Source organism: Alicyclobacillus contaminans DSM 17975, assembly GCF_000429525.1.
GTDB lineage: Bacteria > Bacillota > Bacilli > Alicyclobacillales > Alicyclobacillaceae > Alicyclobacillus_A > Alicyclobacillus_A contaminans.
Map to the genome: position 1 here is coordinate 1 of NZ_AUCA01000003.1, position 26,320 is coordinate 26,320.

Genomic DNA, 26,320 nt, shown 5'->3' on the forward strand with positions numbered 1-26,320 from the left:
GCAGAATCAGACTCCAACGACTGCACCTGGAGAAAAAAAGAAGTCGTCAGGACTCGGACTAATCGTTAGCATGCTCTGCATCGGATTCGTGATCTGGCTCATTCAGGTCGTGATCACATTCGTGCGCCATCACTGGATCATCAGTGCCGCATCCGGCATCGCCATTGTCGCCGCCATCATATGGACAGTGAGGAGGTCGCGGCGCGCGGCAACCATGCCCGCCAATGGACAGGAGGAAGCTCAGTCACCGACGGAGTAAAACACGCGCACCTAGGAGGAACATCATATGGACTACCCGCGTAATCTCCAACATGTCGCCATCTACCTACGTAAGTCCCGCTCCGACCTCGAAGCAGAGGCTCGCGGCGAAGGCGAAACCTTGGAGAAACATCGGCGTACGTTGCTTGAGATCGCAAAGAAACAGCAGTACGTCATTCGGGACGTTTTTGAAGAGATCGTTTCCGGTGAACGCATCGTGGACCGGCCGCAGATGCAACAGTTGCTCCACAACGTCCGCGACGGACAATACACCGCCGTACTCTGCATGGACATCGACCGTTTGGGTCGCGGCAATATGATAGACCAAGGGCTGATTCAGGACGCATTCAAAACGTCTAGGACGCTCATCATAACGCCGCGTAAGGTCTATGACCTCCAGAATGAACTGGACGAAGAATGGAGCGAATTTGAGGCGTTCATGGCGCGCAGAGAACTGAAGATCATCACCAGGCGCCTGCGGAGAGGCCTGATGGCCAGCGCGAGGGAAGGACGCTTCATCGCGAGAAAGGCGCCGTACGGATACCTGAAAGACGAAAACAAACGCCTGTACCCAGATCCAGAGACTGCCCCCATCGTGCGCATGATCTTTGATTGGAGCGGCCAAGGCTTAGGCATCGTTGCTATCTCCCGACTGCTCCGGGAAATCGGGGCGAAGCCGCCGGAAAACCATCGCGGCCCCGACCGATGGACGCATCCCACCGTTCGCGACATCCTGCGCAATGAGGCCTATTTGGGCAAGGTCGTCTGGAACAAGTATCGGCACCGAAAAGTCAACGGGCACATGAAACGTGAGTTACTGCCGCGTGAAGAATGGATCGTGGTCGAAAATGCTCACGAACCCATCATCACAAAGGAGCAATGGGAGCTTAGTCAGCAAAACCTGTCACGCCGCAAACCTCGCGTGCCAATAAACTATGACCTGGTGAACCCTTTAGCAGGTATCTTGCGTTGCGGTGTTTGCGGACGAGTCATGGGTAAGGTGAAACATACTGGGCGCCAGATGCGGGTCTGTTGCATGGATCGATTCTGTCCGACTGGGAGCGCCATACTGTCGAAGGTTGAAGAAGCTTTGTTGACTAGGTTGTCTGAACTCGCGTCACAGATGCCTCATGTGGCTCTGGCAGCAGAGCGTAAGAATCAGGAACATGCGGTGAAACTCGCGGAAAAGAAGATACGCTCTCTCGAACAGCAAATTGAGTTAAAGCGCGTGCAGCAAAACGAGTTGCACAATCTGTTGGAGCAGCGTGTTTACACTGTGGAAATGTTTTTGGAGCGGAGCCGGATCGTCGGCGATGAATTGAATAACCTGGAATCAGAGTTGGCGCGAACAAAATCCGAATTGGAGCAGTTGCGGGCATCGGCAAACAAACAATATGATATTATCCCTGCGGTCGCTGAAGCTGTTCGGCAGTATCGGATCACAGATGATGTCGAGACAAAAAACGCGATCCTAAAATCCGTCGTCGAAAAGGTTATCTTCCACAAGGAAAAGGGCAAGGGCATGTACAAGCCATTCACTCTGGATATTTACTTGCGTCAGTAGGCGATAACATTGGTGGTTCAATTCTATAAACCACACATGCCCCTCTTCATCCACACCGAGATCAAACCCAATCAGACCAACGGTCGGTAAGCGCTGGCTGAGCTGCCGGGAGATGTCGAGCGCGCACTTCTCCAAATCGTGTCGGGGAATGAACTTCCCTTCGCGCTGCGCCAGAGACTGCAGTTGACCGAACGACATGCGTTCTCCGCCCGCGATGATGTTTGTGACCACGCCACCTGTGGGCGCCAATTTTGGGATGACGCCGACGACATGCCACGCTCCGCGTCCACCGCGGTGAGTGACAATCCGAAAATCGACCTTGCGCCCCCCCACCGTCAACAACTTTAAGCCCTGCTGCAGGAAATGACGTTGTTGCTTCAGACGATGCTGCAGATAGTTCGCCACCTCCTGCCGCGTGAGAACCAACCGCGTCCTCCGTCCATGCCGCTGTCTGTCCACACTGATGCGATACTTCCCATCTGCGGTGGCCTGAATGCGCGTGACCCCCATGCCTCCGTACCCGCCGACGGGTTTTAGATATGCATCGCGCCACCGGTCGATGGTGTGAAGGGTCTGGGCTCCAGAACGGGGCAGAACGGCCGGTGGAACATACTTGCCCGCCTCGGTCGTCTTCAACCACCGCTGCATGACCCACTTGCTGTACATCGGCGGATTGAAGAGGGGAATGCCCTGTTGACGCGCGTAGCGCCGGAGCTTTGCCGTGTATCCCCGAATGGCCAGATGAACAAAGACGTTGTCGTAAATGACGTCCGGCAGGGCGGTCTTCCGGGCGACCCATGGCCCGGAGGGTTGATTTGCCGACACGGGCTCCCATGCCTGGACGGTTCCCTGCGCCCAATCGACCTGCAGCGGATGAAACAGCGCCAATCGAGCCCCAATCTCCGTAGCCCGTGCCGCCATCCGCCGGAACATTAAAATCGGCCGACGTGCTGCCGTCCGCGCGCCCGCTTTCGGCAACACGGTGGTGGCAACGCCAATTCGCACCATTTCTCGACTCATTCATGTCACCCCATCCAAACGCCTTGCACATTATATGTGAGACGCAGGACATGGGCTGGGCAATCGTCCAGAATGAGGAAAAAGGAGGGCTGACGATGTTGAGACAGGTTTGTAAAGGAAAGATTCACCGCGCTACAGTGACGCAGGCGGATTTGAATTACATGGGGAGCATCACATTGGATAGCCATCTGATGCGGGCCGCCAATATCTGGCCATTTGAAATGGTGCAGATCACGAATCTCTCCAACGGCGTCATCTGGCACACGTACGCATTGGAGGGGGCTGCCGGCAGCGGAACGGTGTGCCTCAACGGCCCACCGGCCAGGCATTTTCAACCGGGAGACCTGGTCATCATCCTCTCCCTGGCCTATGTGACAGCGGAGGAGTGGAAAACGCTCAAGCCCTCCGTCGTTTTCGTGGACCAGCGCAACATCATCACCTCTGTCGTTCAGCACCCGATGAGCGACGCGCCAGGGGCATTGAGCCCGGATTGAAACAGCGGGAGTCCAAGGACTCCCGCTCTCGCCAAATCACTCGGTCGGGCGACGATACTCGACCGTCACTTTGGTGGAAATGCCGCCGCGAATGGTGAAATCACTGATCACCTTCGCATAGCGCGGTTTGGCCGCCGCGACGAAGTCATTCAGGATGATGTTCGTCACGTCCTCGTGAAAATGCCCTTCATTACGAAAACTCCACAGGTACAACTTCAAAGATTTCAACTCGACCAGATGATCCGCGGGTTGATAATGTATGGTAATGGTCGCAAAGTCCGGTTGTCCCGTCATCGGACACAGCGTAGTGAATTCCGGCGTGCTCATCTCCACGTCGTACACTTTGTCCGGATGCGGATTCGGGACCACAACCAACTCCCGAGATGGTTGGGTAGCCATGGAATCCCTCCAACATGAAATTCAACGAGCGGCGCATCGACGCTCGCTGGACTAACTATACCGATGTCTCGCCCACGGCGCAATGCCCATGGCGTGACCGCCGGCACCGGTCGCGCGCATCGGGTGGGGACGTGGTAAGATATTGCTCGTTATCACCGCAAACCCCTCCAGACAAGATGGGAGAGTGTGCGGTCATCCATGTCAGAAAGGCCGATGACGTTTTGCTGCTTCCACGTGCGTTTGAACAATCCATGCAACATTGGCTCGGAAATGAATGGCCGGAATTGAAAGCGGCGCTGGCAGAACCGGCCCAACGGGCCGTTCGACTCCACCGCGTGAGCGCCACACCGCCTTCGGGTTCGAATGAGACCTGGTGCGACTTCGCAGTGCCCCGTCCCATTCCAGCAGCAGTCCGAGCGGCGCTGACCACTCCCGTTGCCTGGTTTCCGGAAGCGTTCTACATCCCGCAGGGCGCCCGAATCGGGCGCAGTGTCTATCATGAAACCGGCGCTTTTTACATCCAGGAACCTTCGGCCATGGCGGCCGCTGCGGCGCTTGCCGCAAAGCCGGGCGAGCGCGTGTTGGACCTGTGTGCAGCCCCCGGCGGAAAGACGACAGCTATTGCGAAATCCATGTTGGGACAGGGAGTCCTCGTGGCGAATGAAATTCATCCCGAACGCGTGGTGGTGCTTGCGCAGAACCTGGAACGTCTCGGCGTGTCCGCGGTGGTGTTGAATGAGTCACCGCAGCGGCTCGCAGGTGCTCTCACTGCGCAATTTGACGCGGTGTTGGTGGACGCCCCCTGCTCGGGAGAAGGGATGTTTCGAAAGGATCCGGACGCGGTGGCGGCGTGGAGTGAATCAGCGCCCGCTCTCTGCGCGGATCGCCAGCGCGACATATTGCGCGAAGCGGTGAAGCTGGTCCGCCCCGGCGGACGCCTCGTGTATTCCACCTGCACGCTCAATCCCGTGGAGAATGAACAGGTGATTGCGTGGGCACTGCGTGAACTGCCGGTTCAACCACTGCCTCTGCCGGCGTGGCCGGGGTGGGAAACGGGCCGGCCCGACTGGGCGGACGGCTGTGAACATCTGCTGCACACCCGGCGCCTTTGGCCGCATCGCGCCGCTGGCGAAGGCCACTTTATCGCGAGCCTGCAGGTGGTGTCCAACGACGCCGCGGCACCGCGGCGCCCGCGGCGTCGACCGCGCGGTGAAGCAGCATCCTGGCTCGGTCCCTGGCGAGATTTCCTCGCCGACTTGTTCGAAGAGACAGCGCCCGAATCCTGGTTTCGCCCCTTGGTCCGCGGAGACATCCTGTACAGCGCGGAAAGCCTGGCCGCAGAGGCCCTCGATATGGGGCTCAAGGTACTGCGGCCCGGACTTCCTCTGGCCGAGGTGCACCGGAATCGATTTCAGCCGCACCACGCCCTGGCCATGGCCACGCCTATCGACAACTTCGCGCAGCGTGTGTCGCTGGATGAAGAGCAGGCCGCGGCGTACCTGGAGGGCGCTGCCCTCGGGGCAGCCGCGTCCGGAAAAGGGTATGTGCACATTTCCGTGGACGGTCTGCCGCTCGGTTTCGCGAAATCCGTTCCCGGAAGACTGAACAACCTCTACCCGAAAGGGTTGCGGCGGTCGGGCCTTCTCTGGGATGGGCTGGCGGGGGATGCACCGTGATCCTCCGCCTTTGCTCGTGGAAACCGGCGACGGCCCGCCTCGTGCATCGGTCACACGGCTTCCACCACCATGGCAATTCCCTGCCCGCCGCCGATGCACAGCGATGCCACGCCGAACCGTTCACCGCGGCGATGCAATTCGTAGATCAGCGTCAGCAGGATACGGGCCCCGCTCGCTCCCACCGGATGACCGAGCGCGATGGCGCCACCGTTGACATTGGTCCGTTCCCTCGGCAGTCCCAATTCCCGTTCCACACTCAGGTACTGGGCCGCAAACGCCTCGTTCACTTCCCACAGAGCAATCTGTTCAAGGTCCAGGTTGGCTTGCTGTAACGCTTTGCGAATGGCGGGCACCGGGCCAATGCCCATGTACGCTGGATCGACGCCGGCCACCGCAAAGCTGACAATCCTTGCCTTAGGCGACCAGCCGTGCTGTCGTACCGCCGTCTCCCCCGCAAGTATCACAGCCGCCGCACCGTCGTTGATGCCGCTGGCGTTGCCAGCCGTAACGGTCCCGGAAGACAGGAACGCCGGCCGCAGTTTACTGAGACTTTCCAAAGATGTGTCAGGACGGATATGTTCATCGTCCGAGACGGTCAACGGCCCCTTGCGTCCCGGAACAGATACCGGTACGATTTCCGCCGCGAACCGCCCGGCCTCTCGCGCCCGTGCGGCGCGCTGATGGCTCAACAGGGCGAATTCATCCTGCTCAGCGCGTGAAATTTGGTATTTTTGCGCCAGGTTTTCCGCCGTAATGCCCATCGGAATGTCTCCCCGGCAGTCTGTCAACACCTCATTCAGCATGTCGACAGCCGTCCCGTTTCCCATGCGCATCCCAAATCGCACACCGCGCAACAGGTACGGTGTCATGCTCATGGACTCGGCACCGCCCGCCAGTGCCACGAAGCTCTCCCCAAGCAGAATGTCCTTGGCGGCGGTGACCACGGCCTGCAGACCGGATCCGCACAGCCGATTGACGGTGAGTGCCGGTACCGCCACCGGAACCCCCGCGTCAAGCGCCACATGGCGCGCGAGATAGGCTGAGCCATTGTGCGATTGAATCACATTTCCAAACACCACGTTGTCCACCAGATCCGCGGCAACGTCGGATTTCTCCAGTGCAGCGCGGGCCGCCGCGGTCCCGAGCGCTGTGGCGGTGACGCCAGACAACGCCCCGCCAAACCCTCCAAACGCCGTTCTGGCCCCATCCAACACGTACACGGCGCGCTCCATCACGTCAATTCCCCCTTTTCCGTCCCGAAGGACGGTGTCAATTCCATTATGGCACGCCCCCCCTGAATTCGAAAGGTGAAATGAAAAGGGATTCATATTCGAAGAGATGCAGAGATGTGCCAAAGAACATTGACAATGTTTATCCAAAGATCAAAAATGTTTATGTTCAAATTGAATTTATGCTGAAGGAGGGACCCCGTGATGAATCGTGTGGCTCCCCTGGCGTGTCCTGCCTGCTCCGGTGAAATGCGGGTTACGGAACTCACTTGCCCCCATTGCGCCACGCGCGTGCAGGGCCAATTCGACATCCCGGCGCTCCTGCGGCTGAACCGCGAACAGCTGCAGTTTGTGGAAGTGTTTCTGCGCTGTCGCGGCAACATTCGCGAGGTGGAGCGGGACTTGAAAATTTCTTATCCGACCGTCCGGGCGCGGCTGGATCAAGTGATTCAATCGCTCGGCTACCCGGTGCAACCGACATCCGACATACCGGATTCACTGGACGCCGTCCTGGACGAACTGGATCGCGGCACGCCCTACGAAGAAGCGATCAAACGGGTGCGGGGAGGAGATTCCTTGTGAATCAGCGGATGCGCATTCTGAAATTGTTGCAGGAAGGGAAAATTTCGTTGGAACAAGCCGAGCATCTGCTCGAGATGATGGATCAGAAGTCGTCCGCCGCTGATCGCGGCGGTTCGTTTGACCGATGGAACCTGAGAGAACTCAGACAACTGGGGACCCAGATCACGTCTGCGGTCAGCCAGTCTCTGTCGGACGTCCGCAAGACCATCGAACAGCAGGTGGAACAATGGACGGGCCCGTGGACACAGCACACCCTGTCCGTGAGCACCGTCGTATCCGTGCCGGAGGGGGTTCGGGACCTGTCGCTGGAGACGGTCAACGGAGGGATTCACGTGTCCGTCGCGGACCAGTCCGCAGGTCACATTGAGGTGCGCGGCCAGGTGAAGGCGGACCAGTGGAGCGTGGCGGCAAAAGTGTTGGAGGACGCTGTCAAGACACACCACAGCGGGGAGCGATTGGACCTCGCGGTCATCCACGGGAAAGTGGGCGGAGACAGTCCGGGCGCCGTCGTCAGCGCACAGCTGCACGTGGTGTTGCCCGCGTCGATGGGCGTGCTCGCTCTGCGGTCGCACAACGGCAGTCTGAACCTAGATTCCGTCCGAGCAGAGGAACTGCGTTTGGACACCGTGAACGGGTCCGTGACGGTGCACGACAGCACCTTCGCTCGACTCTTTGTGACGACGGACAACGGCAGAGTCGAGGTGTACGATAGCATCACCACGCGCTGCCAGTCGGTATACGCATCTGCCAAGAGCGGCACATTACGGATACACGGCAAACACCCGGATGTGCGGATGGAGGGCACAGCGCGGACCGCGTTCGGCCGGATTGACATCCCGGTTTCCAGATTCGAGGTTGTCGCAGACGAAGATGCTCGGCCCACCTTTGTGCGCTTTGCGGAGAAGAACGCCGGTGACGGCGTGCATCGCATGCGCGTGCAGCTCGAGACGAGGAGCGGCAATATTCGCATCAGCCCTGCGGCGGCCGATTCACCGCTGTAACCCTCATCCTCTCATCTGCGCCACACATCCGGCGCAAGGAGGGATTCGGATGCACAGGAGTCATCCATTGTACGTGGCGGCCGCCTTGCTCGCCGCCATGGCGATTCAGCTCATTTTAATGTGGCGCTTGCGCCGAGGCGTTCGGCGCAACCCATCGGCGAACTCCCGCCTTCATTCGGACGATCCCTGAAGGCGGCCCATCAACGGCGGGTCAACGCACGCTGCGGAGCACGGCCAGCAAGCGCTCTATGTCGTCCTCGTGGTTGTAAAAACCGCAGCTGACACGTATCAGGTTGCGATTGGGAACCGCCTGTACGTGCACCGACCGCTCGTCGGCCGCAGCCACGAACGCCTCCGCTGATGGATGTGGCAGGCGAAAACTGACAATCCCGGCCCGAGCTTCCCGCGGTGTGACAATCTGGACGTTCGGGAAGTCCAGCAGTTGATCGAACAGGTGCGCGGACAATCCCTGAATGCGCGTGTACGCGTAATCCCAACCCACGTGCACGCGCAAGAATTTCAGGCTCTCATGGAAGCCAATCCACTGCACTCGGGCGGACGCGGCGTATTCGAACCGCTGCCCCGTTTCCGCCGCCAGATGATGGCCCAACGCCGTATACGCATGCGGCGACGCTAGGGCCGCAGGGCCGATGAAGGTCGGATCGAGCACCGATTGCAAGGTTGGAGCGACGTACAGCGCACCCGTTCCGTCCGGGCCGCACAGCCATTTTCGACCGGACACCGCATACAGATCCACTCCGCTCTGCGCCAGTGAGAACGGCTCCGCGCCGGCCCCCTGCGCCCCATCCACCAAGCAGTATCCGCCGTGCCGGTGAATGAGCTCGCACAACGTCTCCACCGGTAATCGCTGTCCAGTGGCTGCCGCCACGTGCGGAATGACGAGCAGACGGGTTCGCGGCGTGAGCAAGCGCTGTACCTGCGTCAGCCACTGGTCTTCAGACGTTGCGACGGGCACTTTTTGCAACACCACGCCACGGCGCTGTTTCAGGATTTGCAACGGCAGCAGCACCGCCGGATGTTCGAGATCCGTGTACAAAATTTCGTCTCCGGCCCTGAGCGGCAGCCCCCACAGCGCGATGTTGACGGCGTGGGTGGCGCCGTCCGTCAATGCAAACGCTTCCGGCGGGGCGTCCAGCAACACGGCCAGGTGCTCGCGCACCTCTGCGCGAATTTGCTGAAAGCGCGTGTCCCAGTCATCGTGCAAGCGCCCCTGTTCCAGCTGCCACCGGAGCTCCTCCTGCATCGCGGACACCGCCGTGTCCGGCAGCGCGCCAAATTCCCCCGTGTTCAGGTAAGCCACCGTGCGGATGGCCGGAAAGTGCCGGCGCAAATTATCCACGTGAGCCATACCGTGTCAGCCCCCTCGCTGTCCGTCGTCATCCGACCAATTGGTGCGTAAAATCTCCGCGCCGCCGGTGACTTCCATGATGGTCCCGCTCAATTCGCCGCTGAGCGGGTGGCACAGAAATGCCACCACGCGACCCACGTCCTCGCCGACGGCGGGGCGGCGCCCGCCCACAGACACCGTCACATCCGATATGCGGGACGTCTTGTGGATGCCGCGGATATCGCCCGGACAGACCATGTTCGCGGTGATTCCGTAGTCCCTCTCCTCTTTGGCGATGGTGCGCGTCAACGATGCCAGTGCCGCCTTCGCCGCGGCGTACTCGCCGCGGTATCGCCACCCCGCAGCCTCTCCGGCTCCGGCGAATCCCACGGTGACGATGCGCCCAAAGCGCCGCCTGCGCATCTCCGGAACCAGGCAGCGGCAGAGCGTCAGAAAGTTGGTTACATTTCCGTGCACCATCTCCCGCCAGTGATCCGGCGTACTGTCCGCGACCCGCACGTGTTCAAAGATAAAGGGCCCAAAATTGTGAACCAGCGCGTCCACCCGCGAAAACGACCGCATGCATCCATCCGCCGCGGCTTGGACGGCCTCCATGTCCAACAGATCGACCTGCCAAGGGACGGCGGTTCTCCCCAAGGACGCGGCGTACTCCACCAGCTCCCGTGCCCGTACGCCGCTCGTTCGATAGGTGAAAAACACATCCCATTCCGCTTCCAACAGCGCCCGGACCATCGCCAGCCCAAGCCCGGAAGCGCCACTGGTCACAAATGCGACGCGGTCAGCCATGTCGTCTCTCCTTCCGTCACCCTTCATCCTATCACAGGTCGGCGGGCACCTGGCCGCGAATTCTCACGCAGGCAATCTCCAACACCCGTCCGGATGACGCGTTCACCCACTGTTGCGTGATCATTTCTGCCTCGATTCCCGACAGTCCTGCCTCCGCGAACCAGCGATGGACCTGCGAGAGGTCTGGCAGATTGTGCTGGGGAACGCCGTGCCCTCACATCCGCGCCAACTCGGGGAGCGGGTAGAACCACTCGTGGAAAAATGGCTGATGGAATTGAAACGCCAACGACTGAAGACAGCGACCGTGTCCCCCGCGCGCGACCTGTTGTCTTCGTGCACGTCCTCCCCTATGATGAAACTGAGCAGCGTGACAAGGATTCCATCCATTCAGGGGAGGCTTCCGATGCATTTCGCCTACGACGAGCGTCTCGGCATCCGCACACCGCGCCAAGCCGAAGACTTCGCGGATCTCTCGCACGAGGTGCAAGTTCAGCTCCTCGCGGAGTGGGAAGCCATTCGAGCCGCCATACCCGATCAAATCCATCATTTCGAGACGAGGATTCAAGCGCTGTTGGACGCCATTCACGAAGAGGAAGACTGGGATTTGATTGCCGCGCACTTCGACCGGATCACCGATTACGCCAGTCGCATCCACGACCTGAATCTGTGGTCGCGCGTCCACCCATCCGTCCTTCTGCCGGACGCCGAGGACCCATGAGGCCTCGGCTGCGCCCGACTCTGGTCACACCGCCCGCTCGACAATTTCCACCGATTCCATGCGCACCTCTTCGGTGGGACGGCTGACCTCTCCGGACGCCGAGCGTGTGACCGGGGTGGCCGCAATCTGTCGGACGGTATCCATGCCTGATTTCACGCGGCCGAACACCGTGTAGTTCGGATATTGATTGAGGTGCTGACACTGGTTGCCCGTGCAGATGAAAAATTGACTGCCGTTGGTGTCGGGCCCCGCATTGGCCATCGCCACCACGCCCGGTTCATACGGGAGTGCCGGTGGAAGTTCATCCGCGAACCGATATCCCGGTCCCCCCATCCCCGTGCCGGTGGGGTCCCCGGTCTGAATCATGAATTCGCGAATGATGCGGTGAAACACCACCCCGTCAAAATATCCTTCCTTCGCGAGAAAGACGAAGTTGTTCACCGTCCGCGGCGCCTGCTGGCTCAGCAATTCAATGGTAAAATCGCCCTTGTTGGTGTGAACGACTGCTTCGTACGCAATGCCTTCCTGCAGCTGCATGGCCGGCGGTTGCGCGTATTGTTTCCTCACCGAGCCTCTCTCCTTCCTCTCGAATGTCGGTGGCCGTCTGCGCGTATGCGCTCGCCACGACGCCTGCCGCATGTTACCATACATCTCCCGCAAACTCAAAGTGCCGAAGGCGCCAAGTATCGAAATTGCAACAGTGTTCGCAATCCCTTTACAATGGACTTGGAGGTGGATTCACATGGAATATCGCCGATTGGGCAAGAGTGGCTTGCGCGTCTCCGAGATCGCGCTCGGCAGCTGGCTGACTTATGGAACCGTCACGGAGCGGGAGCAGTCCATCGCCTGCGTGAAGCAGGCGTATGAACTGGGCATCAACCACTTCGACTGCGCCAACGTGTACGGTGCTGAACCGCACGCGGCAGAGAAAGTGCTGGGCGAAGCGCTGGCGCCATATCCGCGCGAGAGTTATGTGCTGACTACGAAGGCGTTCTGGCCGGTGGGCGATGGCCCCAACGACCGCGGACTCAGCCGCAAGCACATCGTGCAGGAAGTGGAGAAGAGTTTGCGAGCGCTGAACGTCGAGTACGTGGATATCTTCTATTGCCACCGGTTCGATCCGGACACCGATCTGGAGGAAACGCTCCGGGCGATAGATGATTTGATCACACAGGGTAAAATTCTGTACGCTGGGCTGAGCGAATGGCCGGCCGACGCCATCGCGGAAGGCGTGCGGCTGCAGCGCGAGCTCGGTTTGCATAAATTTGCCGCGAGCCAGCCGGTCTACAATATGTTCAACCGATACATCGAATCCGCCGTCATCCCGATTTGCGACCGCGCCGGCATCGGCCAGGTGGTCTTCTCACCGCTCGCGCAAGGCGTGCTGACCGGAAAGTACAAGAAGGGACAACCGGCTCCGGCCGGATCGCGCGCGGCCACACCGCAAGTCAACCGATTTGTTGAGCGGTTCCTGAAAGACGACTACCTGGACAAGGTGGACGCCCTGCAGCGGATTGCACAGAATGTCGGCATTTCGTTACCGCAACTGGCCTTGGCGTGGGTCCTGCGGCTGCCCAGTGTCAGCAGCGCGCTGATTGGAGCCAGTCGGCCGGAGCAGGTGGTGGAAAACGCCAAGGCGTCCGGCGTACGGTTGGACGACTCGACACTCGACGCCATCGAAGAGATATTGACGGGAACCCCCGCCTAAACCAGGTGTAAACAACGAGGGAGAAACGCGCGCCGCGTTCTCCCTCGTTGCGCCGAAAGGAGAGACGCTGTGTTGCCCACATCACTCTGGCCGCTCGACGAGGCCATTCAGCGGGTGCATGCGCTCGGCCGACCATCCGGCACCGAGCGGATTTTGGTTCGCGCTGCCCTCGGCAGAACGCTCGCGGACTCGGTACACGCGGCCGTCGCCATTCCCCCGTTCCCACGAGCCATGATGGACGGATACGCGGTACGAGCCGCCGACACAACGAGCCCGCGGCCACTGGCGGTGGTGGACACGCTGGCTGCGGGAGCGTGGAGTACAACCCGTGTAGGTCAGGGGGAAGCCGTCCGCATCATGACCGGCGCGCCAGTGCCGGAAGGAGCGGATGCCGTCGTCCGCTTCGAGTGGTGCGACGCGTCCGACGGCAAGCACGTGACGGTGAGACGGCCCGTCGCGCCGGGGGAATCCATCCAGCCCCGCGGCGAGGACTGCGAGGTCGGCAGCCATCTGCTGCCCGCCGGCACCTTGCTTCGCCATGCCGAAGTGGCGCTGCTCTGCGCTGCGGGCGTCGCCGAAGTGGACGTGTTCACCACACCGAAGGTCGCCGTCGTGGTCACCGGCAGCGAATTGGTCCCGCAGCCATCCACGCCGCTCGGTAAAGGCCAGATCTACGCATGCAACGACCTGTTGGTGGCCGCTATGGTGGAGTCCTGCGGCGCCGTGGTGGCGGCCGTCGAATACGTTGCCGACCAGCTCGAGTCGGTTCAGGCGGCGATTCGCCGCGCTGCCGAAACGGCGGACTGCGTCATCACCACCGGCGGCGCTTCCGTCGGCGACTTTGACTGCGTTCCACAGGCGCTGCGCCAACTCGGCGCGACCGTGCACATGGAAAAAGTATGGATGCGGCCCGGAACGCCGTTTGTGGCTGCGTCGCTTGGGAACACCCCCGTGTTTGGGCTGTCGGGCAATCCGGCCGCGTGCAGCATCCAAGCGGAAGTGTTGGTGAGGGCCTTTTTCGACGGCTGCTGTGGGAGAGCCCCCAATCCGTTCCCGTGGACGGGGATTTTGAAGGACGACATCGTCCTCTCCCCCGTGAAACACACGCGCGTGTTGCGAGCCCGGGCCCTATCCGCGAACGGCCAGCTGCTCGTGGATGCGTCCCTGGCGCAGAGCCCGGGTGTCCTGCGAAGCCTGGTGTCGGCCAACTGCCTCATCCGCGTACCTGGCGGAGGTGCAGAGCGGGGCAGCGAAGTGCCGTTGCGCTGGCTTTGGTGAAGTTCGCACACGGCGTCCTCACGTATTCAACACGTCGCGATGGCGGAACTGCAGTATCGCCACCGCCAACGCCAAGACCGCCCATACGCCGAGCACGAGGAGGCCCGTGGCGAGACCCACCGGTTGCCACAGCGCATTCGACAAGTCGCCATTCCAGTTGTCCATGAGGTTGAGATGGGTCGGAAACAGCCATGCCACCCATCGCTCGTGCTGCGCCATCTGCATCACAATGAATCCAACGACAATGGAACCCATGGCTGCCGCCGTACTCACCATGGCCGAACGGAAGAGCGTGGAGCACAGCATGGCGATGGTGGCAACAACCATCATCGCGAGGGCGGTGTACAGAAAGCCAAAGCCAACAAATTGCCAGGCCGGCAGCACCTGCGCGTGTTCATAGTGCGGAATGGTCAGGGTCCCAGGTGATCCCACACCTTCCATCGGCGGCATGGTGACTGCGGTGTAGTACACATTCGTGAGTATCGGTTGGGCGGCGCCGCGGACGCCCATGATGGAAAACCCGATCAGCAGCAGAGCGACACACAGCAGCAGCGTCCAGCCCGCGCTCGCGACCAGGCTCACCAGCCACTTGCCCACCCAGATGTTCACCCGCGACACCGAACGAATGAGCAACAATTTAATGGTCCCGTCGGTGGCTTCGCCGGACACCATGTCAGCCACCAGCACAATGACCAGCAACGGCAAGAAAATCCGCGCCCCCACATTCATGAATTGAATCACCTGTTGAAAAACGTTCACCGTTGGCCAGGTCAGCGGCTTCACGTTGTGATCCAATGCGTACCGATCCTGCATCAAATTCGCGCGGGCGCCTTCCACCTGTACCACATCCTCCGGCTTGGTCGAAGACTGCAATTGGCGGATGGTCGCCTCATCCACCGAAATCTGGCGCTGCAGCTCGGTTTTCCAGCCGTCTCCCTGAGCCTGTTGATTCTGGTTCAACTGGTCCTCCACCGCAGCCAATTTCTGCTTTTGCTGCGTCAACTGCATGTCCCGGTCTTTCGACGACGGCTGCTGTTGGAGCTCGGCAATCTGCTGCTTCAGTTCTGCCTCCTGAGACTGCAGTTGGCTGGTGGGATTATAACGCAGGTCATCGTGGTACCTGTGATACGCAACCAACCCGAACAACGCCACCACAAACAGGCTAAGCACGGTCGTCACCAGAAAGCGCCGCCGCCGCACCAGCTTCATCCACTCGTTCACAAACACCGCAGCCAATTCACGCATGATGTCCACCTCCTGCGGCGATTTCCGTCCAGGATTCCACCGACTTGCCCTCCGTCAGTGCGAGGAACGTGTCCTCCAGCGACTCCTGCTCGCGCTCCACCGCGTACACATCCACCTCGGCCTTCACCAACGCCCGCACCGCTGCGGCCACCGCGACATCCTCCGCCGCCGGCAGCGAGATCCCTTCCGGGTGCGGGTGCACCGTGTAGCCCGCCGCCACCAGCGCTTGGTGCGCGGCGTCTGGATGATTCACCCGAATGAAGGCAGATTTGTTCGCTCCCCCGACCAAGTCCGCCATCGGTTGCTCGGTCACCATGCGACCGGCCTTGATGATCCCGACGCGATCGCACATCAGCTCCAATTCGCTCAACAGATGGCTGGACACAAACACCGCCATCCCTTCTCCCGCCAAGCGCCGCATCAGTTCGCGGAACTCGCGAATACCGGCCGGATCGAGCCCGTTGGTCGGTTCATCCAGCACCAGCAGTTTCGGCCGCGCCAGCAACGCCTGCGCGACGCCCAAGCGCTGGCGCATGCCGAGGGAATAGCGCTTCACTTTGTCATCCAATCGATCCCCAAGGCCAACGATGGCATTCACCTCGTCGACGCGTTGGGCGATGTCGCGAAGGCCGGCCAGGCGCGCATAGTGCACAAGATTTTGACGCCCCGTCAGATACCGGTAGGTCTCCGGATTTTCCACAATCGCGCCGACCTGCGCCAGTGCCTTCGCACGCTCGCGTTGGACGTCGTACCCGTCAATGCGGATAATCCCTGCGCTTGGACGGATCAGACCGACAATCATCCGGATGGTTGTGGTTTTGCCGGCTCCGTTCGGGCCAAGGAACCCGTACACCTCTCCGGCCTCGACGTTCATGGTCAAGCCTTCCACAAGTTTCTTGCCTCCGATGGACTTTGCAACCCCCTCCAAGGTGAGGACGGACATCTCATGACACCTCCAGGAACTTTTTTCGATACCATCGAATGAGCCACCGCACGAGCAGCCAGAGGAGCACGGTGAATACGGCGTGTTTCAGCAGCATCTCCGGTGCGGGAACCTGCTCATCCACGCTGCTCTCCTCGGCCATCACGAGACCGACGAAGCAACACCCTCCGAACACCACCCAATGCCAAAGGCCGGGGAACAGAAAGAAGTTGTCCATCCGCTCCAAAGATATGGCGCGAAACAGTTGCTGCACTCCAAAGTAGCCAACCAGTATCCAGCAGCCGGTGCAAACGAAGAACATGGCCGACGGGCCGCTCGGAAAACCCCTGGTGTAGTAGAGCGGCGCAAACTGTTCCAGCAGATGGGTCATCGTGAATACCCAGTTGGCACTGTTCGGACCGGTCAGCAACTGGACATAGACGGACAGTGCCAGGGGCAAACCGCCTATCAACCATCCAGCCAGGGGCGCCACGTACACCTGCCCCACGAGCGTCGCGCCCATGAGCCCGCACACGAAGCAGGCCAATTGAAGCAACGCTTCACAGCCGAGCCAACGCAGGAACGCGTGAACCGGAAGCCCCGCACCCGCGCCGAGGTTGAGTGCGTACAGGAGAACGGCGAACACCACCAGGCTGGCCATCAGGAAGAGTGCGCCCAGTGTCGCCTTCACCCGCAGCACCTGACGGCGCGTGAACGGTCCCGACAGCGTGTACCAGAGTCCGCCGTGGCTACGGTCGTAGCTGAGAATAATGGACCCGAACGCCGCCGCGGCAAACGCGTAATATTCGAGTCCACCGCTGTCGTTGTCTGCCTGGCCCGTCATCGCGGCCAACGTGAAACGAATCATTTCCAGCATCGTGAGGCGAAGCTGCGCATCCTGCTCTGACCAGATTCGCATCAGTCGAACGGTCAGCACTAATACTTCCGGTCCGGCCAACACCAATAGGAACAGCAGCCCCCACCATCGTTGCTGCCGCCACTCCTTGAACACCAACGCCTTAGGAAAGAAGGATGCCATCGCGGGTGTATCCCTCCTTGGACAGCGTCAGACGCAACAGTTCCTCCACACCCACATTCACCACCTCGGTGTAGGTCGCACCGGCGGTGCGCAACGCCTGAACCATGTTTGCCGCCGTCTCACAGCCCCCATCTACGACGAGCGCGCAGAATTGGCCGCTCTCCTCGACCTGAACGACATTCGGGTGCTGGCGCAGTTCGAACGGCAAGCCATCTGGCAACACCGCCTGCACGCGCTTCATGAACTGCTGCAGCTGTGGCAGCTCGCCAGTCATGACCACGCGACCGCTGTACATCATCGTCACCGCGTCCGCAATGCGCTCGAGCTCGTCCAGATGGTGCGTGGCGAACACCACCGACATCCCCGTGTGCGCCACTTCCTGTACAATCAGCTGCAGGAATTGCCGTTTTACCACCGCATCGAGCCCATTGGTGGGTTCGTCCAGCAGCAGCACCTGCGGCCGCGCCGACAACGCCATCAACAGCCGCAGCTGCATCTTCATTCCCCGCGACAAACTGCGGATGAAGGCCCGTTCCGGCAGTTGCAGCGCCTTCAGCAGCGCTCGGCAGCGCCCCTCGTCCCAGGTTCGATACGCGAATCGACCGTATTGAATGAGATCCATGACGCGAAATGAACCCGGGAGGGCGACGTCCTCTCCGACGAGGTGCAACCGTTGGCGAAGCGCATCGGCGTCTTTGCGAACGCGCTGGCCAAGTACCTCCACCCACCCGGACGTCGGCTCCATCAGGCCAACCATCATTCGCAGCAGCGTGCTCTTGCCCGCGCCATTGGCCCCAATCAATCCATGGATACTGCCTGGGGCCACGCGCATGGTCACACCATCCACCGCCAGCTTGCCCGCGAACGCCTTGCTGACGCGCTCGGTTCGGATGACGGTACTCATTCGTGCTCCCTCCCGTTCCGCCACTCTTGCAGCACTGTTCGAAACAACTCAAGCAGCGCTTCCTCATCCATTTGCATGTGATGCGCTTCAACAATCCATCGGACCATCGCATGTTTGAGTTCGCGCATTCTGTGGTCCCGGTCCGCCGGCACCGGCTCGGCGGCAATGAACGTCCCTCGACCGCGAATGACTTCAATCACGTGCAGACGCTCCAATTCCTGGTACGCCTTTGCGACCGTGTTGTGATTAATGGTCAATTCCATCGCCAGTTCCCGAACGGAGGGCAGTTTGTCCCCCGGCTTCAGGACACCTCTCGCCACTGCCGCTTTCACTCCCTCCACGACCTGTTGGTACACCGGAACTGCGGAACGAGGGTCCACATGCAGCCACATGCACAGCACCTTCCCGTCTCTCTGTATGTATATCAGCGTTCCATGTGTACTAGTTATCATAGTACACACAGACAATACATAACCGCTGCCGCGTCTGTCAAGCCGATGGCGCATCCACACAGGAGGAGGGCGAGAGCGGCGCGTACAGACTGCAGACGCCCTGCAGGGAGAATCCAAAAAACAGGCGCTTCATCGCGCCTGTTTGGTCAGATCAACATAAAGATGGATGGGTGTCGGTTGGTTCAGCGCACCGTCAGCGGTTCATAGCGGCCAAGCGCCTGGCGAAACAACTGCACCAGGGAAGCGCGCCGCTCGCGGAATTCCTCGGCGGACGCGAATCCCAACTCCGGTCGCAGATACTTGTCAGGGATACCCGCAATCTGCACCGGCACGTTGAGAAACAGTTCGTCGTCCCGTCGGGTATCCACCTGGTTCAGGGCGCCGCTCAACACCATGTTCACCAACTGGCGGGTGAGCGAAAGCGGCATCCGGTCCGTGGCGCCGTACCCGCCGCCCACCCAACCGGTGCTGAGCAGGTACACGGCGACGTCGTGGCGCTGAATGCGGTCCATCAACATGTCCGCGTAGCGCGTGGGCGAATCCGTCAGGAACGGAGCACCAAAACACGCCGAGAACGTCGGTTCCGGGTTCACCACGCCGCGCTCGGTTCCCGCCAATTTGCTCGTGTAACCGAGCAGGTAATGCCTGCGTGCGTCTTCCGGTGTCAGCCTGGCGACAGCCGGAAGCACCCCTGACGCATCCGCCGAAAGAAACACAATGACGCGCGGGTGGCCGCCGCGACCGCTCGGTTCAATGTTGCGGACATGGGACAGTGGGTAAGCGGCACGGGTGTTTTCCGTAAGCCGACTGTCGTCGTACAGAGGATGGCGGAATGGGTCGTACACGACGTTCTCCAGCACCGCGCCAAACCGGATGGCGTTGTAAATGTCCGGTTCTTTTTCCGCCGACAGATGAATGCATTTGGCGTAACAGCCATTCTCCATGTTGAACACCCCGTCGTCTCCCCAACCGTGTTCATCATCGCCAATCAACTTCCGGTTTGGGTCCGCGGACAAGGTGGTTTTTCCCGTGCCGGATAAGCCAAAGAACAGTGCCACGTCACCCTGCTGCCCGAGCGAAGCGGAACAATGCATGGGCACCACACCGCGTTCCGCCAGGTGGTGATGCATCAACGTGAAGATGGATTTCTTCAACTCACCCGCGTATTCGGTGCCACCCACCAACACGATGCCGCGCCCGGGATGCAGAACGATGAACGTCTCCGACCTGGTGCCGTCCAGTTCCGGATTGGCCTTCAGCGTCGGCGCGCTGTACACGGTGTACAGCGGCTGCGTCGTTGCATCTCCTTCCAAGAACAATCGTTGAACGAACAGATTGTGCCAGGCGAATTCCGTGTAAAACCGCACCGGCACCCGATGGACCGGGTGTTGATTCACCGCCCCGTCAAACACAAAACTCCCCGTTTTATCAAGATGTTGAACCACTTTGCGAAACAGGTTCTCAAACTGTGCTTCGCTCAACCATTGATGTTGCTCGTGCGGGAGAGCGCAGCCCGGATAGTCAACGAAGTATTTATCCTTGGGAGAACGTCCGGTGAACTTTCCGGTATGCGCGCAGAATGCGCCATTCGCAAGCAGCACTCCTTCCTTGCGCTGGATGGCGACTTCAATCAACTCCGCAGGCGTCAGGCGTTGCGATGGGTTCAACATCAGTCCATTCACTCCTCGTGTCATTCTTACACCACGTATTATGACATACTATATACGTTTTAAACATCAATTTTGACATACTTTTTATCAAAAAATCGACCTAAAATCAATATCCCGGCCACGCTATATGCGCAGCCGGGATGTCACGGATTCACGTAGGACTCCTCTGATGACACGCCGTCTGATGGAGATGTGATGTTTTCGACGGATTACCCGTTGTCCCCGCGAACGCGCTCTATGTCCCGCCACACATCCAGTTTCCAGGACTGCAGCGCGGCGCCCGGGTTCACCAACTCCGCTTCCGGGAACACCGACCGCCACGGTCCCGCACGGAACGAAGCCACATTGTGCGGTGCGATGCGGACTTCGTAGAATCCATCCCGCGAAGGCCATGGGCGGAAGGTCCGTACCAGGACGTTGGCGACATCGGGCGGAATCGGATCGTTCGTCAACTCCACCTCAGCCAGCGGAAATTTCGTGAACAACCATGTCCATTCTCCCAATGCAAGGCCCTCCCTTGACACTTTCCATTATGCCACAAGCCCCATCCCGACAACGGACTGGCGGAGGTTTTGCGACGCGCTTGGATGGATATTGTTTTTTCCCCCTGCAACTGCCACACTGTGATCAGCCATCCACTCGGATGGCCCTTTGCTCGCGCCTCACACCGCTGACCCCTGTGCGGGTGAACGGTTGAACATCCGAACAATCTTGCTCGAACAGAGCGTCCCATGGTGGACGCATCACCGCGTTCTTCGCCATATCTTTGCACACAGCAGCGTGGGGGGATGCAGGATGGATCACCGCTTGGTATCGTATCTCTATTTTTTCAACCTGGTTGGAGACTATTATGAATGTCACGAATACGGGGAACACCTGTGGCTGGACAGCGGACGCCCCGTCATCCTGAAGGGTCTGATTCAGGCGGCGGTGTGCCTGTATCACCTGTACAACGGCAATGTTCGCGGCGGCTGGCGTATGTGGCAGCGCGCCCGCCGCTATCTGGAGACCGGTTCGCCGGTGTACCAGTCTCTCGATATTGCAGGGCTCATCCGCGACATCGACGAGGTGTTCGCGCGCGTCCCCGCGGACTGGTACACGGAGCACCGCCCAGCCGAAGAGATTCAAACGCTGCACCTGCCCACAGTCCGAATTCGGATTCTGGACGCGGCGTTGACCAATATCCTCTCCACCTGGAGGCCGGAGCCGCTGCCCGACCACGGCTGAACGCATCCCTCACGAACGCAGCGTGGGGGGCGACACTCCCCCTGCGGCTTTCGATGAGCTCCATGCGCGCTGGCCGAAATACGCCATGCCCGTGGTGACCAACAGGAGCAGGCCCGTCACCAAAAAGACACTGTGCGGACCGAACGCGCTGCCCAGCGCGCCGCCTGCGAGCGGTCCGAGCAGGGTGCCCGCTTGGTTGGCCGTTTGGTTCAACCCAAACGCCCGCCCACGAAACTCGGACCGCGTCTGCTGAACCACGAGCCCGTTCAAAGCTGGGAATACCGCGCAGAAAAACGCTCCGTACAGAAATCGAATCCCGGAGAAGCCCCAGATTTCGTGAAACGGAATCTGGGCGATGTTGCCGAGGGCACCACCCATGAGCCCCACCAACAGCACCCGCCGAAAGCCGATTCGGTCGGCGAGGCGTCCCCAGCGGGCGGCAAACAGGACGCTCGCGATGCCTGCAATGGAAAACACAATGCCCGCCAGCAGGCTGGCATTGTTCAACGATCCGCCGATTTCCGCAATGTACAGAGGCAATACGGGCTCAATCGTCATGATGGAGAACGCCGTCAAGCTGGTGATGCACAGCGTCATCAGGAGCGGCTTGTTGTCCAGCACCTCTTTCCACGCCCCGAGCACGGAACTGCGCGTCTTGGCGGGGACAAACGCATCCTCGCGAACCCACAGCCAACACAACAGCGTGGCAATCAACATGATGGCGCCGGCGCTGCCAAAGGCGACGCGATCGCCGAACAGGCGGGACAGCACGCCGCCGACCAGCGGCCCCACAATGTTGCCCGTGGACGATGCGGTCGACACCATGGCCAGCGCATACCCCACCTTCGACTCTGGGGTGTTGGTGCCGACGAGCGCAATGGCACTCGGTATGTAACCGGACAGCAGCCCCTGAAAGGCGCGCAGGGCCAACAGTTCGTAAGGATTCGTGGCGAAGGCGGTGAGGGAGTAGGTGATGAAGAGCGCAATTCCGGATCGCAAAATCATCGGTTTGCGACCGTATTTGTCAGCCAGCGATCCCCAGTACGGGGACATGATAGCGCTGAACAGAAAGGCGATGCTGAATAAGAGACCGGACCACATCTCCACGTGCTGATGGACTCCAATTTTCAACAAGAACAATGGCAAGAAGGGTACCACCATCGAAAAACTGGAAGAGGTGATGAGAACGCCGAACCATAGAACCATCAGATTTCGCTGCCAACACTCATGCACGTTAGAACCCCCGCTTCTGTATGGTCCTGATTGTACGCTCTTTCGAGCATCGAAGGAATCAGCGATTTCCTGCAAATCTCGCCGATTTTTCGGAAATGGGCTGAAGAGGAGCAATCAGGTGAAGCGGATGAGGATACACGCGCAATCCCATCGCAACGTACCACCTGTCCGGCAATCCGGTGTATACTGTAGGTTGTAGATTCTGCACAACCTGGCGGTTTTGCAGCCATATGAGGAGGAACCACGAGATTCGGTCCTTCTGACAGAGAAGGTGTGTCTGTTGAAAGTCCGCAAAGCGGTAATCCCGGCGGCCGGTTTTGGGACGCGCATGTTGCCGGCGACCAAAGCGGTGCCGAAGGAAATGCTTCCAATCCTGAACAAACCTTGCATTCAGTACATTGTAGAAGAGGCGGTGTACGCCGGGATTGAAGAAATCCTCATCATCACCGGCCGTACCAAGAAAGCCATCGAGGATCACTTCGATCGGTCGCCTGAATTGGAGTTTCATCTTGAGCAAAATCGAAAAGATTCCATGTTGACTGAGGTGAAGGCCATTTCTGACCTGGTGGACATCCATTATGTCCGCCAAAAAAGTCCTCTGGGGCTCGGTCACGCCATTTTGTGTGCGAAGTCGTTTGTGGGCGACGAACCGTTCGCAGTATTGCTCGGCGACGACATCATTCAAGCCGACATCCCGGTGACCAAGCAATTGATGGAGCAGTATACGGATCCGTCGCGCGTATTGGTTGGGGTTCAACGGGTCCCGGAACAGGACGTCTCCAAATACGGCATCGTCGAACCCATGAGCGTCGTGCAAGGCGCGGTGATGGAGATTCGAAACATCATCGAGAAGCCGGCGCCCAATCAGGCGCCGTCCACCCTGGCTGTGCTCGGCCGATATATCCTGCCGGCCGAGATCTTCGATGCCCTGGAGCACACCGCCATCGGCCACGGCGGTGAGCTGCAGCTGACCGACGCCATTCAGAAGTTCGCGATGGACGGTCGGCTGCAGGCATACGCGTTCGCGGGGATACGACATGATATCGGCAACCTGCAGGGGTGGTTGAGCGCCAACATCTCGTTTGCGATGGATCACCCGGATTTGGCTGCGTCCGTCATTCAACAGATAGCAAAAGATGAACGGTTTATCCACGCCGTGCAGAACCAGGTTTCCGCGCGGGGCTGACGTCGCCGGTCCGGGTGGAGCGATGACCAGTCGAGCAACACAGGACTGGTCATCGACCACGCGGAGGAATCGGGGTGTATCAGCACTCCCCACCTGTTGCGGGGTTCCCCGTACCTTCCCGGGACACATCCATCCAGCGCCTCTGTTCCGCAGATTTCTCAATAGCTTCCAGCACACGCTGGTTTTGGAGACCATCGCGGAAATCCGGCCTGCAGTCGGTCTCATCTACCAAACTTTGAAAGAACGCCGCGAACAGGTTGAGGAACGTGTGCTCGTACCCGATGATGTGTCCAGGCGGCCAGTACCTGTCGGCAAACGGATGATGCGGCTCGGTGCAGTTGATGGTTCGAAACCCCTGCAGGCCAGGCTCATCCTCCGCCAAATACACCTGCAACAGGTTCATGTTCTCCAGATCCCAGCGAATGGACCCTTTTTCCCCGTTGATTTCAAACCGATTTCCATTCCGGTTGCCACCGGCGAAGCGCGTGGCTTCAAACACACCGAGCGCCCCCTGTTCGAAGTGCGCCAACCACGCGACGGCATCGTCGACATCCACCAACCCCTTGGTCTGGTTCCCCATCGGCTCGGCGAGGGGGCGCTCGCCGATGAACGTTTCGAGGGTGGCGGTGAGATCCGTGATTTCCCCCACCAAAAAGCGCGCCAGGTCGACAATGTGTGCCCCGATATCGCCGAGCGCACCGGAACCGGTTACGGACTTCTGCATGCGCCAGACCAGGGGGAAGTGCGGATCCATGACCCAATCCTGCAGGTACTGTGCCCGAACATGGTAGATCCGGCCGAGCCGCCCGTCCGCAATCAGCCGCTTGGCGTACTGTACCGCTGGGGCAAATCGATAGTTGTGGCAGATGAGCGCTCGAACCCCGGAAGATTGAACCGCCTCCAGCATTTGCTCCGCCTGCTCGACGCTCATGGCGAGCGGTTTCTCGCAGATCACATGCTTGCCGGCTTTTGCCGCGGCCACGGCAATCTCCGCGTGCATGTTGTTGGGCGTCACGATGTCCACCACATCGATGTCGTCCCGTTCTACCAACCGCCGCCAATCCGTTTCATACGAGGCGAATCCGAACCGGCGGGCCGCCTCCCGGACGGCTGACTCATCGCGCCCTGCAATGGCTGTGAGCACCGGAACAGCTTCGCTATCGAAAAAGAAGGGTAGGTCTCGAAACGCGTGACTGTGCGCCTTGCCCATAAATTTGTATCCGACCATGCCAATTCTGAATTCCCGAGTCACCGGTCAGAGCGCCTCCTCTCATGCCAATCCGTTCCTCCGAACGCAAATCTCGCCTCACAGTTTGACCGTTTCGCCGCTCTCCGCCGCCGCGTACAGTGCGTTGATGATGCGTTGAATGATGACGCCCTGCGCCGGTGTGGACAACGGCTCGGGCCCGCCCAAACACGCGTCGACAAAGCGCTCCATTTCCACTTCATAGGCCGACTTTTCCGGCAGGTACGCCGGTCTCACGTCAATCAATGAACCGAGTTTCTCCTGGTACATCGTCAGCGGAAACACATCGGCGCCGCCGAGATCCCCCATGATTTTCACCTGCATCTCGTCACGCGGTGCGATATTCGCCGCAAACGCTGATTCAAGAACGAGGGTAGCCCCGTTTTTGAACCGGATGAACCCTCGAGCCATGTCTTCCACCGTGTAATGCTCGTGATCCCAGTCGCCGAGCAGTCCCACGCCTGGTTTGATGCCGAGCTTTTGATAGGTGGCCCCGATGACGCAGTCCGGCTCGGGAAACCCCATGAGATACAGCGCGGTATCCAGCATATGGACGCCGATGTCAATCAACGGCCCACCACCCTGCAGTTCCTTGTTCGTGAAGACGCCCCACCCGGGAATCCCCCGCCGCCGCATGGCAATCGCCGTCGCTGCGTAGATCTCGCCGAGTTCGCCGGCATCGATGAAGCGTTTGAGCGCCTCTACCTCCTGCGTGTGCCGATAGTGAAAGCCGTAGGTCAGGTATTTCCCGGCCCGCTCCGCAGCCCGCGCCATCGCTTCCGCCTCGGCCACCGACATGGCCGGCGGTTTCTCACACATCACGTGACATCCCGCTTCGAGTGCCGCAATGACCGCTTCGGCGTGAAATTTGTTCGGTGTACATACGCTGACCGCATCCAGGGCAACGGCGGACAGCATCTCCGCCACGCTCGTGAAGTGATGCGGAATGCCATTCGATTCCGCAACCGCTTTCGCTTTCTCGCGCACAACATCCGCAATGGCCACAATGTCCACTCTGTCTCCACACTTCCGGTAGTTTGGAATGTGCACCATCTGCGCGATGCCGCCCGCCCCCACAATCCCCACCCGCAATGGTGTCGTCATGTCCGGATTC

28 protein-coding genes are annotated in these 26,320 nt (G+C 60.0%); 12 read left to right on the plus strand and 16 right to left on the minus strand.

Annotation, left to right across the window (positions count from 1 at the left end):
- The coding region (locus G463_RS23100; RefSeq protein WP_211227374.1) for a hypothetical protein at positions 1 to 259 on the plus strand (259 nt) is incomplete at its 5' end.
- Between the two features lie 27 nt (positions 260 to 286).
- Positions 287 to 1,822, plus strand: a complete 1,536-nt coding sequence (locus tag G463_RS0102030; protein ID WP_026973864.1) for a recombinase family protein — start codon at positions 287 to 289, stop codon at positions 1,820 to 1,822.
- On the opposite strand, the gene G463_RS18210 is transcribed toward G463_RS0102030, so the two are convergent.
- Positions 1,730 to 2,842: a YheC/YheD family endospore coat-associated protein gene (locus G463_RS18210; protein ID WP_084171136.1), complete on the minus strand. Its 1,113-nt coding sequence runs from the start codon at positions 2,840 to 2,842 to the stop codon at positions 1,730 to 1,732. The two genes, G463_RS0102030 and G463_RS18210, sit on opposite strands and share 93 nt — an antisense overlap.
- Before the next feature lie 95 nt (positions 2,843 to 2,937).
- Here G463_RS18210 and panD point away from each other — a divergent pair, with 95 nt between their 5' ends.
- The gene (panD, locus tag G463_RS0102040) at positions 2,938 to 3,336 is read left to right on the plus strand and encodes an aspartate 1-decarboxylase (RefSeq protein ID WP_026973865.1); all 399 of its coding nucleotides are present in this window, start codon (positions 2,938 to 2,940) and stop codon (positions 3,334 to 3,336) included.
- 36 nt (positions 3,337 to 3,372) lie between these two features.
- Here the strand turns inward: panD and queF are convergent, their stop codons facing one another.
- Positions 3,373 to 3,735, minus strand: a complete 363-nt coding sequence (queF, locus tag G463_RS0102045; protein WP_026973866.1) for a preQ(1) synthase — start codon at positions 3,733 to 3,735, stop codon at positions 3,373 to 3,375.
- Between the two features lie 221 nt (positions 3,736 to 3,956).
- On the opposite strand from queF, the gene G463_RS0102050 reads away from it, so the two are divergent.
- On the plus strand, positions 3,957 to 5,411 hold the full coding sequence (locus G463_RS0102050; protein WP_026973867.1) for an RsmB/NOP family class I SAM-dependent RNA methyltransferase: 1,455 nt from the start codon (positions 3,957 to 3,959) through the stop codon (positions 5,409 to 5,411).
- A gap of 50 nt (positions 5,412 to 5,461) precedes the next feature.
- On the opposite strand, the gene G463_RS0102055 is transcribed toward G463_RS0102050, so the two are convergent.
- Entirely contained in the window at positions 5,462 to 6,643 is a 1,182-nt protein-coding gene (locus G463_RS0102055) for an acetyl-CoA C-acetyltransferase (RefSeq protein ID WP_026973868.1), read from the minus strand.
- A gap of 201 nt (positions 6,644 to 6,844) precedes the next feature.
- Here G463_RS0102055 and G463_RS0102060 point away from each other — a divergent pair, with 201 nt between their 5' ends.
- Genes G463_RS0102060 through G463_RS22685 form a run of 3 tightly spaced genes read left to right on the plus strand, consistent with a single transcriptional unit; the run spans position 6,845 to position 8,413 of the window.
- On the plus strand, positions 6,845 to 7,222 hold the full coding sequence (locus tag G463_RS0102060; protein ID WP_035485225.1) for a DUF2089 domain-containing protein: 378 nt from the start codon (positions 6,845 to 6,847) through the stop codon (positions 7,220 to 7,222).
- Complete coding sequence (locus tag G463_RS0102065; protein ID WP_026973870.1) at positions 7,219 to 8,223, plus strand: DUF4097 family beta strand repeat-containing protein; 1,005 nt, start codon at positions 7,219 to 7,221, stop codon at positions 8,221 to 8,223. The genes G463_RS0102060 and G463_RS0102065 overlap by 4 nt, the downstream gene beginning before the upstream one ends.
- A gap of 49 nt (positions 8,224 to 8,272) precedes the next feature.
- Positions 8,273 to 8,413, plus strand: coding sequence for a hypothetical protein (locus G463_RS22685; RefSeq protein WP_156900053.1), 141 nt, complete (start codon positions 8,273 to 8,275; stop codon positions 8,411 to 8,413).
- 21 nt (positions 8,414 to 8,434) lie between these two features.
- On the opposite strand, the gene G463_RS0102075 is transcribed toward G463_RS22685, so the two are convergent.
- The gene (locus G463_RS0102075; protein ID WP_026973871.1) at positions 8,435 to 9,592 is read right to left on the minus strand and encodes an aminotransferase class V-fold PLP-dependent enzyme; all 1,158 of its coding nucleotides are present in this window, start codon (positions 9,590 to 9,592) and stop codon (positions 8,435 to 8,437) included.
- Positions 9,593 to 9,598: 6 nt separating this feature from the next.
- On the minus strand, positions 9,599 to 10,378 hold the full coding sequence (locus tag G463_RS0102080) for an SDR family oxidoreductase (protein WP_026973872.1): 780 nt from the start codon (positions 10,376 to 10,378) through the stop codon (positions 9,599 to 9,601).
- A gap of 166 nt (positions 10,379 to 10,544) precedes the next feature.
- On the opposite strand from G463_RS0102080, the gene G463_RS21495 reads away from it, so the two are divergent.
- Positions 10,545 to 11,096 carry a hypothetical protein gene (locus tag G463_RS21495; RefSeq protein ID WP_156900054.1) on the plus strand — a complete coding sequence of 184 codons (552 nt, stop codon included), beginning with the start codon at positions 10,545 to 10,547 and terminating at the stop codon, positions 11,094 to 11,096.
- Between the two features lie 24 nt (positions 11,097 to 11,120).
- On the opposite strand, the gene G463_RS0102095 is transcribed toward G463_RS21495, so the two are convergent.
- Complete coding sequence (locus tag G463_RS0102095; protein WP_026973874.1) at positions 11,121 to 11,663, minus strand: peptidylprolyl isomerase; 543 nt, start codon at positions 11,661 to 11,663, stop codon at positions 11,121 to 11,123.
- Positions 11,664 to 11,838: 175 nt separating this feature from the next.
- Here G463_RS0102095 and G463_RS0102100 point away from each other — a divergent pair, with 175 nt between their 5' ends.
- Both G463_RS0102100 and G463_RS18215 read left to right on the plus strand, forming a co-directional pair.
- The gene (locus G463_RS0102100; RefSeq protein WP_026973875.1) at positions 11,839 to 12,804 is read left to right on the plus strand and encodes an aldo/keto reductase family protein; all 966 of its coding nucleotides are present in this window, start codon (positions 11,839 to 11,841) and stop codon (positions 12,802 to 12,804) included.
- A 69-nt stretch (positions 12,805 to 12,873) separates the two neighbouring features.
- The gene (locus G463_RS18215) at positions 12,874 to 14,082 is read left to right on the plus strand and encodes a molybdopterin molybdotransferase MoeA (RefSeq protein ID WP_051321815.1); all 1,209 of its coding nucleotides are present in this window, start codon (positions 12,874 to 12,876) and stop codon (positions 14,080 to 14,082) included.
- Between the two features lie 18 nt (positions 14,083 to 14,100).
- Here G463_RS18215 and G463_RS0102110 read toward each other — a convergent pair whose 3' ends face one another.
- From G463_RS0102110 to G463_RS0102140, 7 genes are all read right to left on the minus strand, one after another.
- A complete protein-coding gene (locus G463_RS0102110; protein WP_026973876.1) occupies positions 14,101 to 15,327 on the minus strand; it encodes an ABC transporter permease subunit in 1,227 nt (408 codons plus the stop codon).
- Positions 15,320 to 16,270: an ABC transporter ATP-binding protein gene (locus G463_RS18220; protein ID WP_051321816.1), complete on the minus strand. Its 951-nt coding sequence runs from the start codon at positions 16,268 to 16,270 to the stop codon at positions 15,320 to 15,322. The genes G463_RS0102110 and G463_RS18220 overlap by 8 nt, the downstream gene beginning before the upstream one ends.
- 1 nt (position 16,271) lies before the next feature.
- Positions 16,272 to 17,288, minus strand: a complete 1,017-nt coding sequence (locus G463_RS0102120) for a hypothetical protein (RefSeq protein WP_026973877.1) — start codon at positions 17,286 to 17,288, stop codon at positions 16,272 to 16,274.
- Positions 17,269 to 18,192 carry an ABC transporter ATP-binding protein gene (locus G463_RS0102125; RefSeq protein WP_026973878.1) on the minus strand — a complete coding sequence of 308 codons (924 nt, stop codon included), beginning with the start codon at positions 18,190 to 18,192 and terminating at the stop codon, positions 17,269 to 17,271. The genes G463_RS0102120 and G463_RS0102125 overlap by 20 nt, the downstream gene beginning before the upstream one ends.
- Complete coding sequence (locus G463_RS0102130) at positions 18,189 to 18,584, minus strand: GntR family transcriptional regulator (protein WP_026973879.1); 396 nt, start codon at positions 18,582 to 18,584, stop codon at positions 18,189 to 18,191. The genes G463_RS0102125 and G463_RS0102130 overlap by 4 nt, the downstream gene beginning before the upstream one ends.
- A 242-nt stretch (positions 18,585 to 18,826) precedes the next feature.
- A complete protein-coding gene (locus G463_RS0102135) occupies positions 18,827 to 20,353 on the minus strand; it encodes a phosphoenolpyruvate carboxykinase (ATP) (protein ID WP_425387044.1) in 1,527 nt (508 codons plus the stop codon).
- A 170-nt stretch (positions 20,354 to 20,523) separates the two neighbouring features.
- Positions 20,524 to 20,817 (minus strand): hypothetical protein, encoded by a 294-nt coding sequence (locus G463_RS0102140; RefSeq protein ID WP_026973881.1) that lies wholly within the window; start codon positions 20,815 to 20,817, stop codon positions 20,524 to 20,526.
- Between the two features lie 292 nt (positions 20,818 to 21,109).
- Between G463_RS0102140 and G463_RS21500 the strand changes: the two genes are divergently transcribed.
- Positions 21,110 to 21,541, plus strand: a complete 432-nt coding sequence (locus G463_RS21500) for a DUF309 domain-containing protein (RefSeq protein ID WP_051321818.1) — start codon at positions 21,110 to 21,112, stop codon at positions 21,539 to 21,541.
- Between the two features lie 9 nt (positions 21,542 to 21,550).
- Here G463_RS21500 and G463_RS0102150 read toward each other — a convergent pair whose 3' ends face one another.
- Positions 21,551 to 22,747 (minus strand): MFS transporter, encoded by a 1,197-nt coding sequence (locus tag G463_RS0102150; protein ID WP_035485268.1) that lies wholly within the window; start codon positions 22,745 to 22,747, stop codon positions 21,551 to 21,553.
- Positions 22,748 to 23,051: 304 nt separating this feature from the next.
- Here G463_RS0102150 and galU point away from each other — a divergent pair, with 304 nt between their 5' ends.
- Positions 23,052 to 23,960, plus strand: a complete 909-nt coding sequence (gene galU, locus G463_RS18230) for a UTP--glucose-1-phosphate uridylyltransferase GalU (RefSeq protein ID WP_035485271.1) — start codon at positions 23,052 to 23,054, stop codon at positions 23,958 to 23,960.
- Between the two features lie 79 nt (positions 23,961 to 24,039).
- On the opposite strand, the gene G463_RS18235 is transcribed toward galU, so the two are convergent.
- On the minus strand, positions 24,040 to 25,188 hold the full coding sequence (locus tag G463_RS18235; RefSeq protein ID WP_051321833.1) for a Gfo/Idh/MocA family protein: 1,149 nt from the start codon (positions 25,186 to 25,188) through the stop codon (positions 24,040 to 24,042).
- Positions 25,189 to 25,266: 78 nt separating this feature from the next.
- A complete protein-coding gene (locus G463_RS0102170; RefSeq protein ID WP_026973883.1) occupies positions 25,267 to 26,310 on the minus strand; it encodes a Gfo/Idh/MocA family protein in 1,044 nt (347 codons plus the stop codon).
- Between the last annotated feature and the right edge of the window lie 10 nt (positions 26,311 to 26,320).

Bases quoted from the DNA above. Each gene is read 5' to 3' on its own strand.
- G463_RS0102125 (WP_026973878.1), bottom strand. From the start codon at position 18,192: ATGAGTACCGTCATCCGAACCGAGCGCGTCAGCAAGGCGTTCGCGGGC.
- G463_RS18235 (WP_051321833.1), bottom strand. From the start codon at position 25,188: ATGGTCGGATACAAATTTATGGGCAAGGCGCACAGTCACGCGTTTCGA.
- G463_RS21495 (WP_156900054.1), top strand. From the start codon at position 10,545: ATGGACCTGCGAGAGGTCTGGCAGATTGTGCTGGGGAACGCCGTGCCC.
- G463_RS0102055 (WP_026973868.1), bottom strand. From the start codon at position 6,643: ATGGAGCGCGCCGTGTACGTGTTGGATGGGGCCAGAACGGCGTTTGGA.
- G463_RS0102150 (WP_035485268.1), bottom strand. From the start codon at position 22,747: ATGGTTCTATGGTTCGGCGTTCTCATCACCTCTTCCAGTTTTTCGATG.
- G463_RS18220 (WP_051321816.1), bottom strand. From the start codon at position 16,270: ATGTCCGTCCTCACCTTGGAGGGGGTTGCAAAGTCCATCGGAGGCAAG.
- G463_RS0102060 (WP_035485225.1), top strand. From the start codon at position 6,845: ATGAATCGTGTGGCTCCCCTGGCGTGTCCTGCCTGCTCCGGTGAAATG.
- G463_RS0102030 (WP_026973864.1), top strand. From the start codon at position 287: ATGGACTACCCGCGTAATCTCCAACATGTCGCCATCTACCTACGTAAG.
- G463_RS0102080 (WP_026973872.1), bottom strand. From the start codon at position 10,378: ATGGCTGACCGCGTCGCATTTGTGACCAGTGGCGCTTCCGGGCTTGGG.
- G463_RS22685 (WP_156900053.1), top strand. From the start codon at position 8,273: ATGCACAGGAGTCATCCATTGTACGTGGCGGCCGCCTTGCTCGCCGCC.
- G463_RS0102120 (WP_026973877.1), bottom strand. From the start codon at position 17,288: ATGGCATCCTTCTTTCCTAAGGCGTTGGTGTTCAAGGAGTGGCGGCAG.
- G463_RS0102100 (WP_026973875.1), top strand. From the start codon at position 11,839: ATGGAATATCGCCGATTGGGCAAGAGTGGCTTGCGCGTCTCCGAGATC.
- panD (WP_026973865.1), top strand. From the start codon at position 2,938: ATGTTGAGACAGGTTTGTAAAGGAAAGATTCACCGCGCTACAGTGACG.
- G463_RS0102075 (WP_026973871.1), bottom strand. From the start codon at position 9,592: ATGGCTCACGTGGATAATTTGCGCCGGCACTTTCCGGCCATCCGCACG.
- G463_RS0102170 (WP_026973883.1), bottom strand. From the start codon at position 26,310: ATGACGACACCATTGCGGGTGGGGATTGTGGGGGCGGGCGGCATCGCG.
- G463_RS0102110 (WP_026973876.1), bottom strand. From the start codon at position 15,327: ATGCGTGAATTGGCTGCGGTGTTTGTGAACGAGTGGATGAAGCTGGTG.
- G463_RS0102130 (WP_026973879.1), bottom strand. From the start codon at position 18,584: ATGTGGCTGCATGTGGACCCTCGTTCCGCAGTTCCGGTGTACCAACAG.
- G463_RS18210 (WP_084171136.1), bottom strand. From the start codon at position 2,842: ATGAGTCGAGAAATGGTGCGAATTGGCGTTGCCACCACCGTGTTGCCG.
- G463_RS21500 (WP_051321818.1), top strand. From the start codon at position 21,110: ATGGATCACCGCTTGGTATCGTATCTCTATTTTTTCAACCTGGTTGGA.
- queF (WP_026973866.1), bottom strand. From the start codon at position 3,735: ATGGCTACCCAACCATCTCGGGAGTTGGTTGTGGTCCCGAATCCGCAT.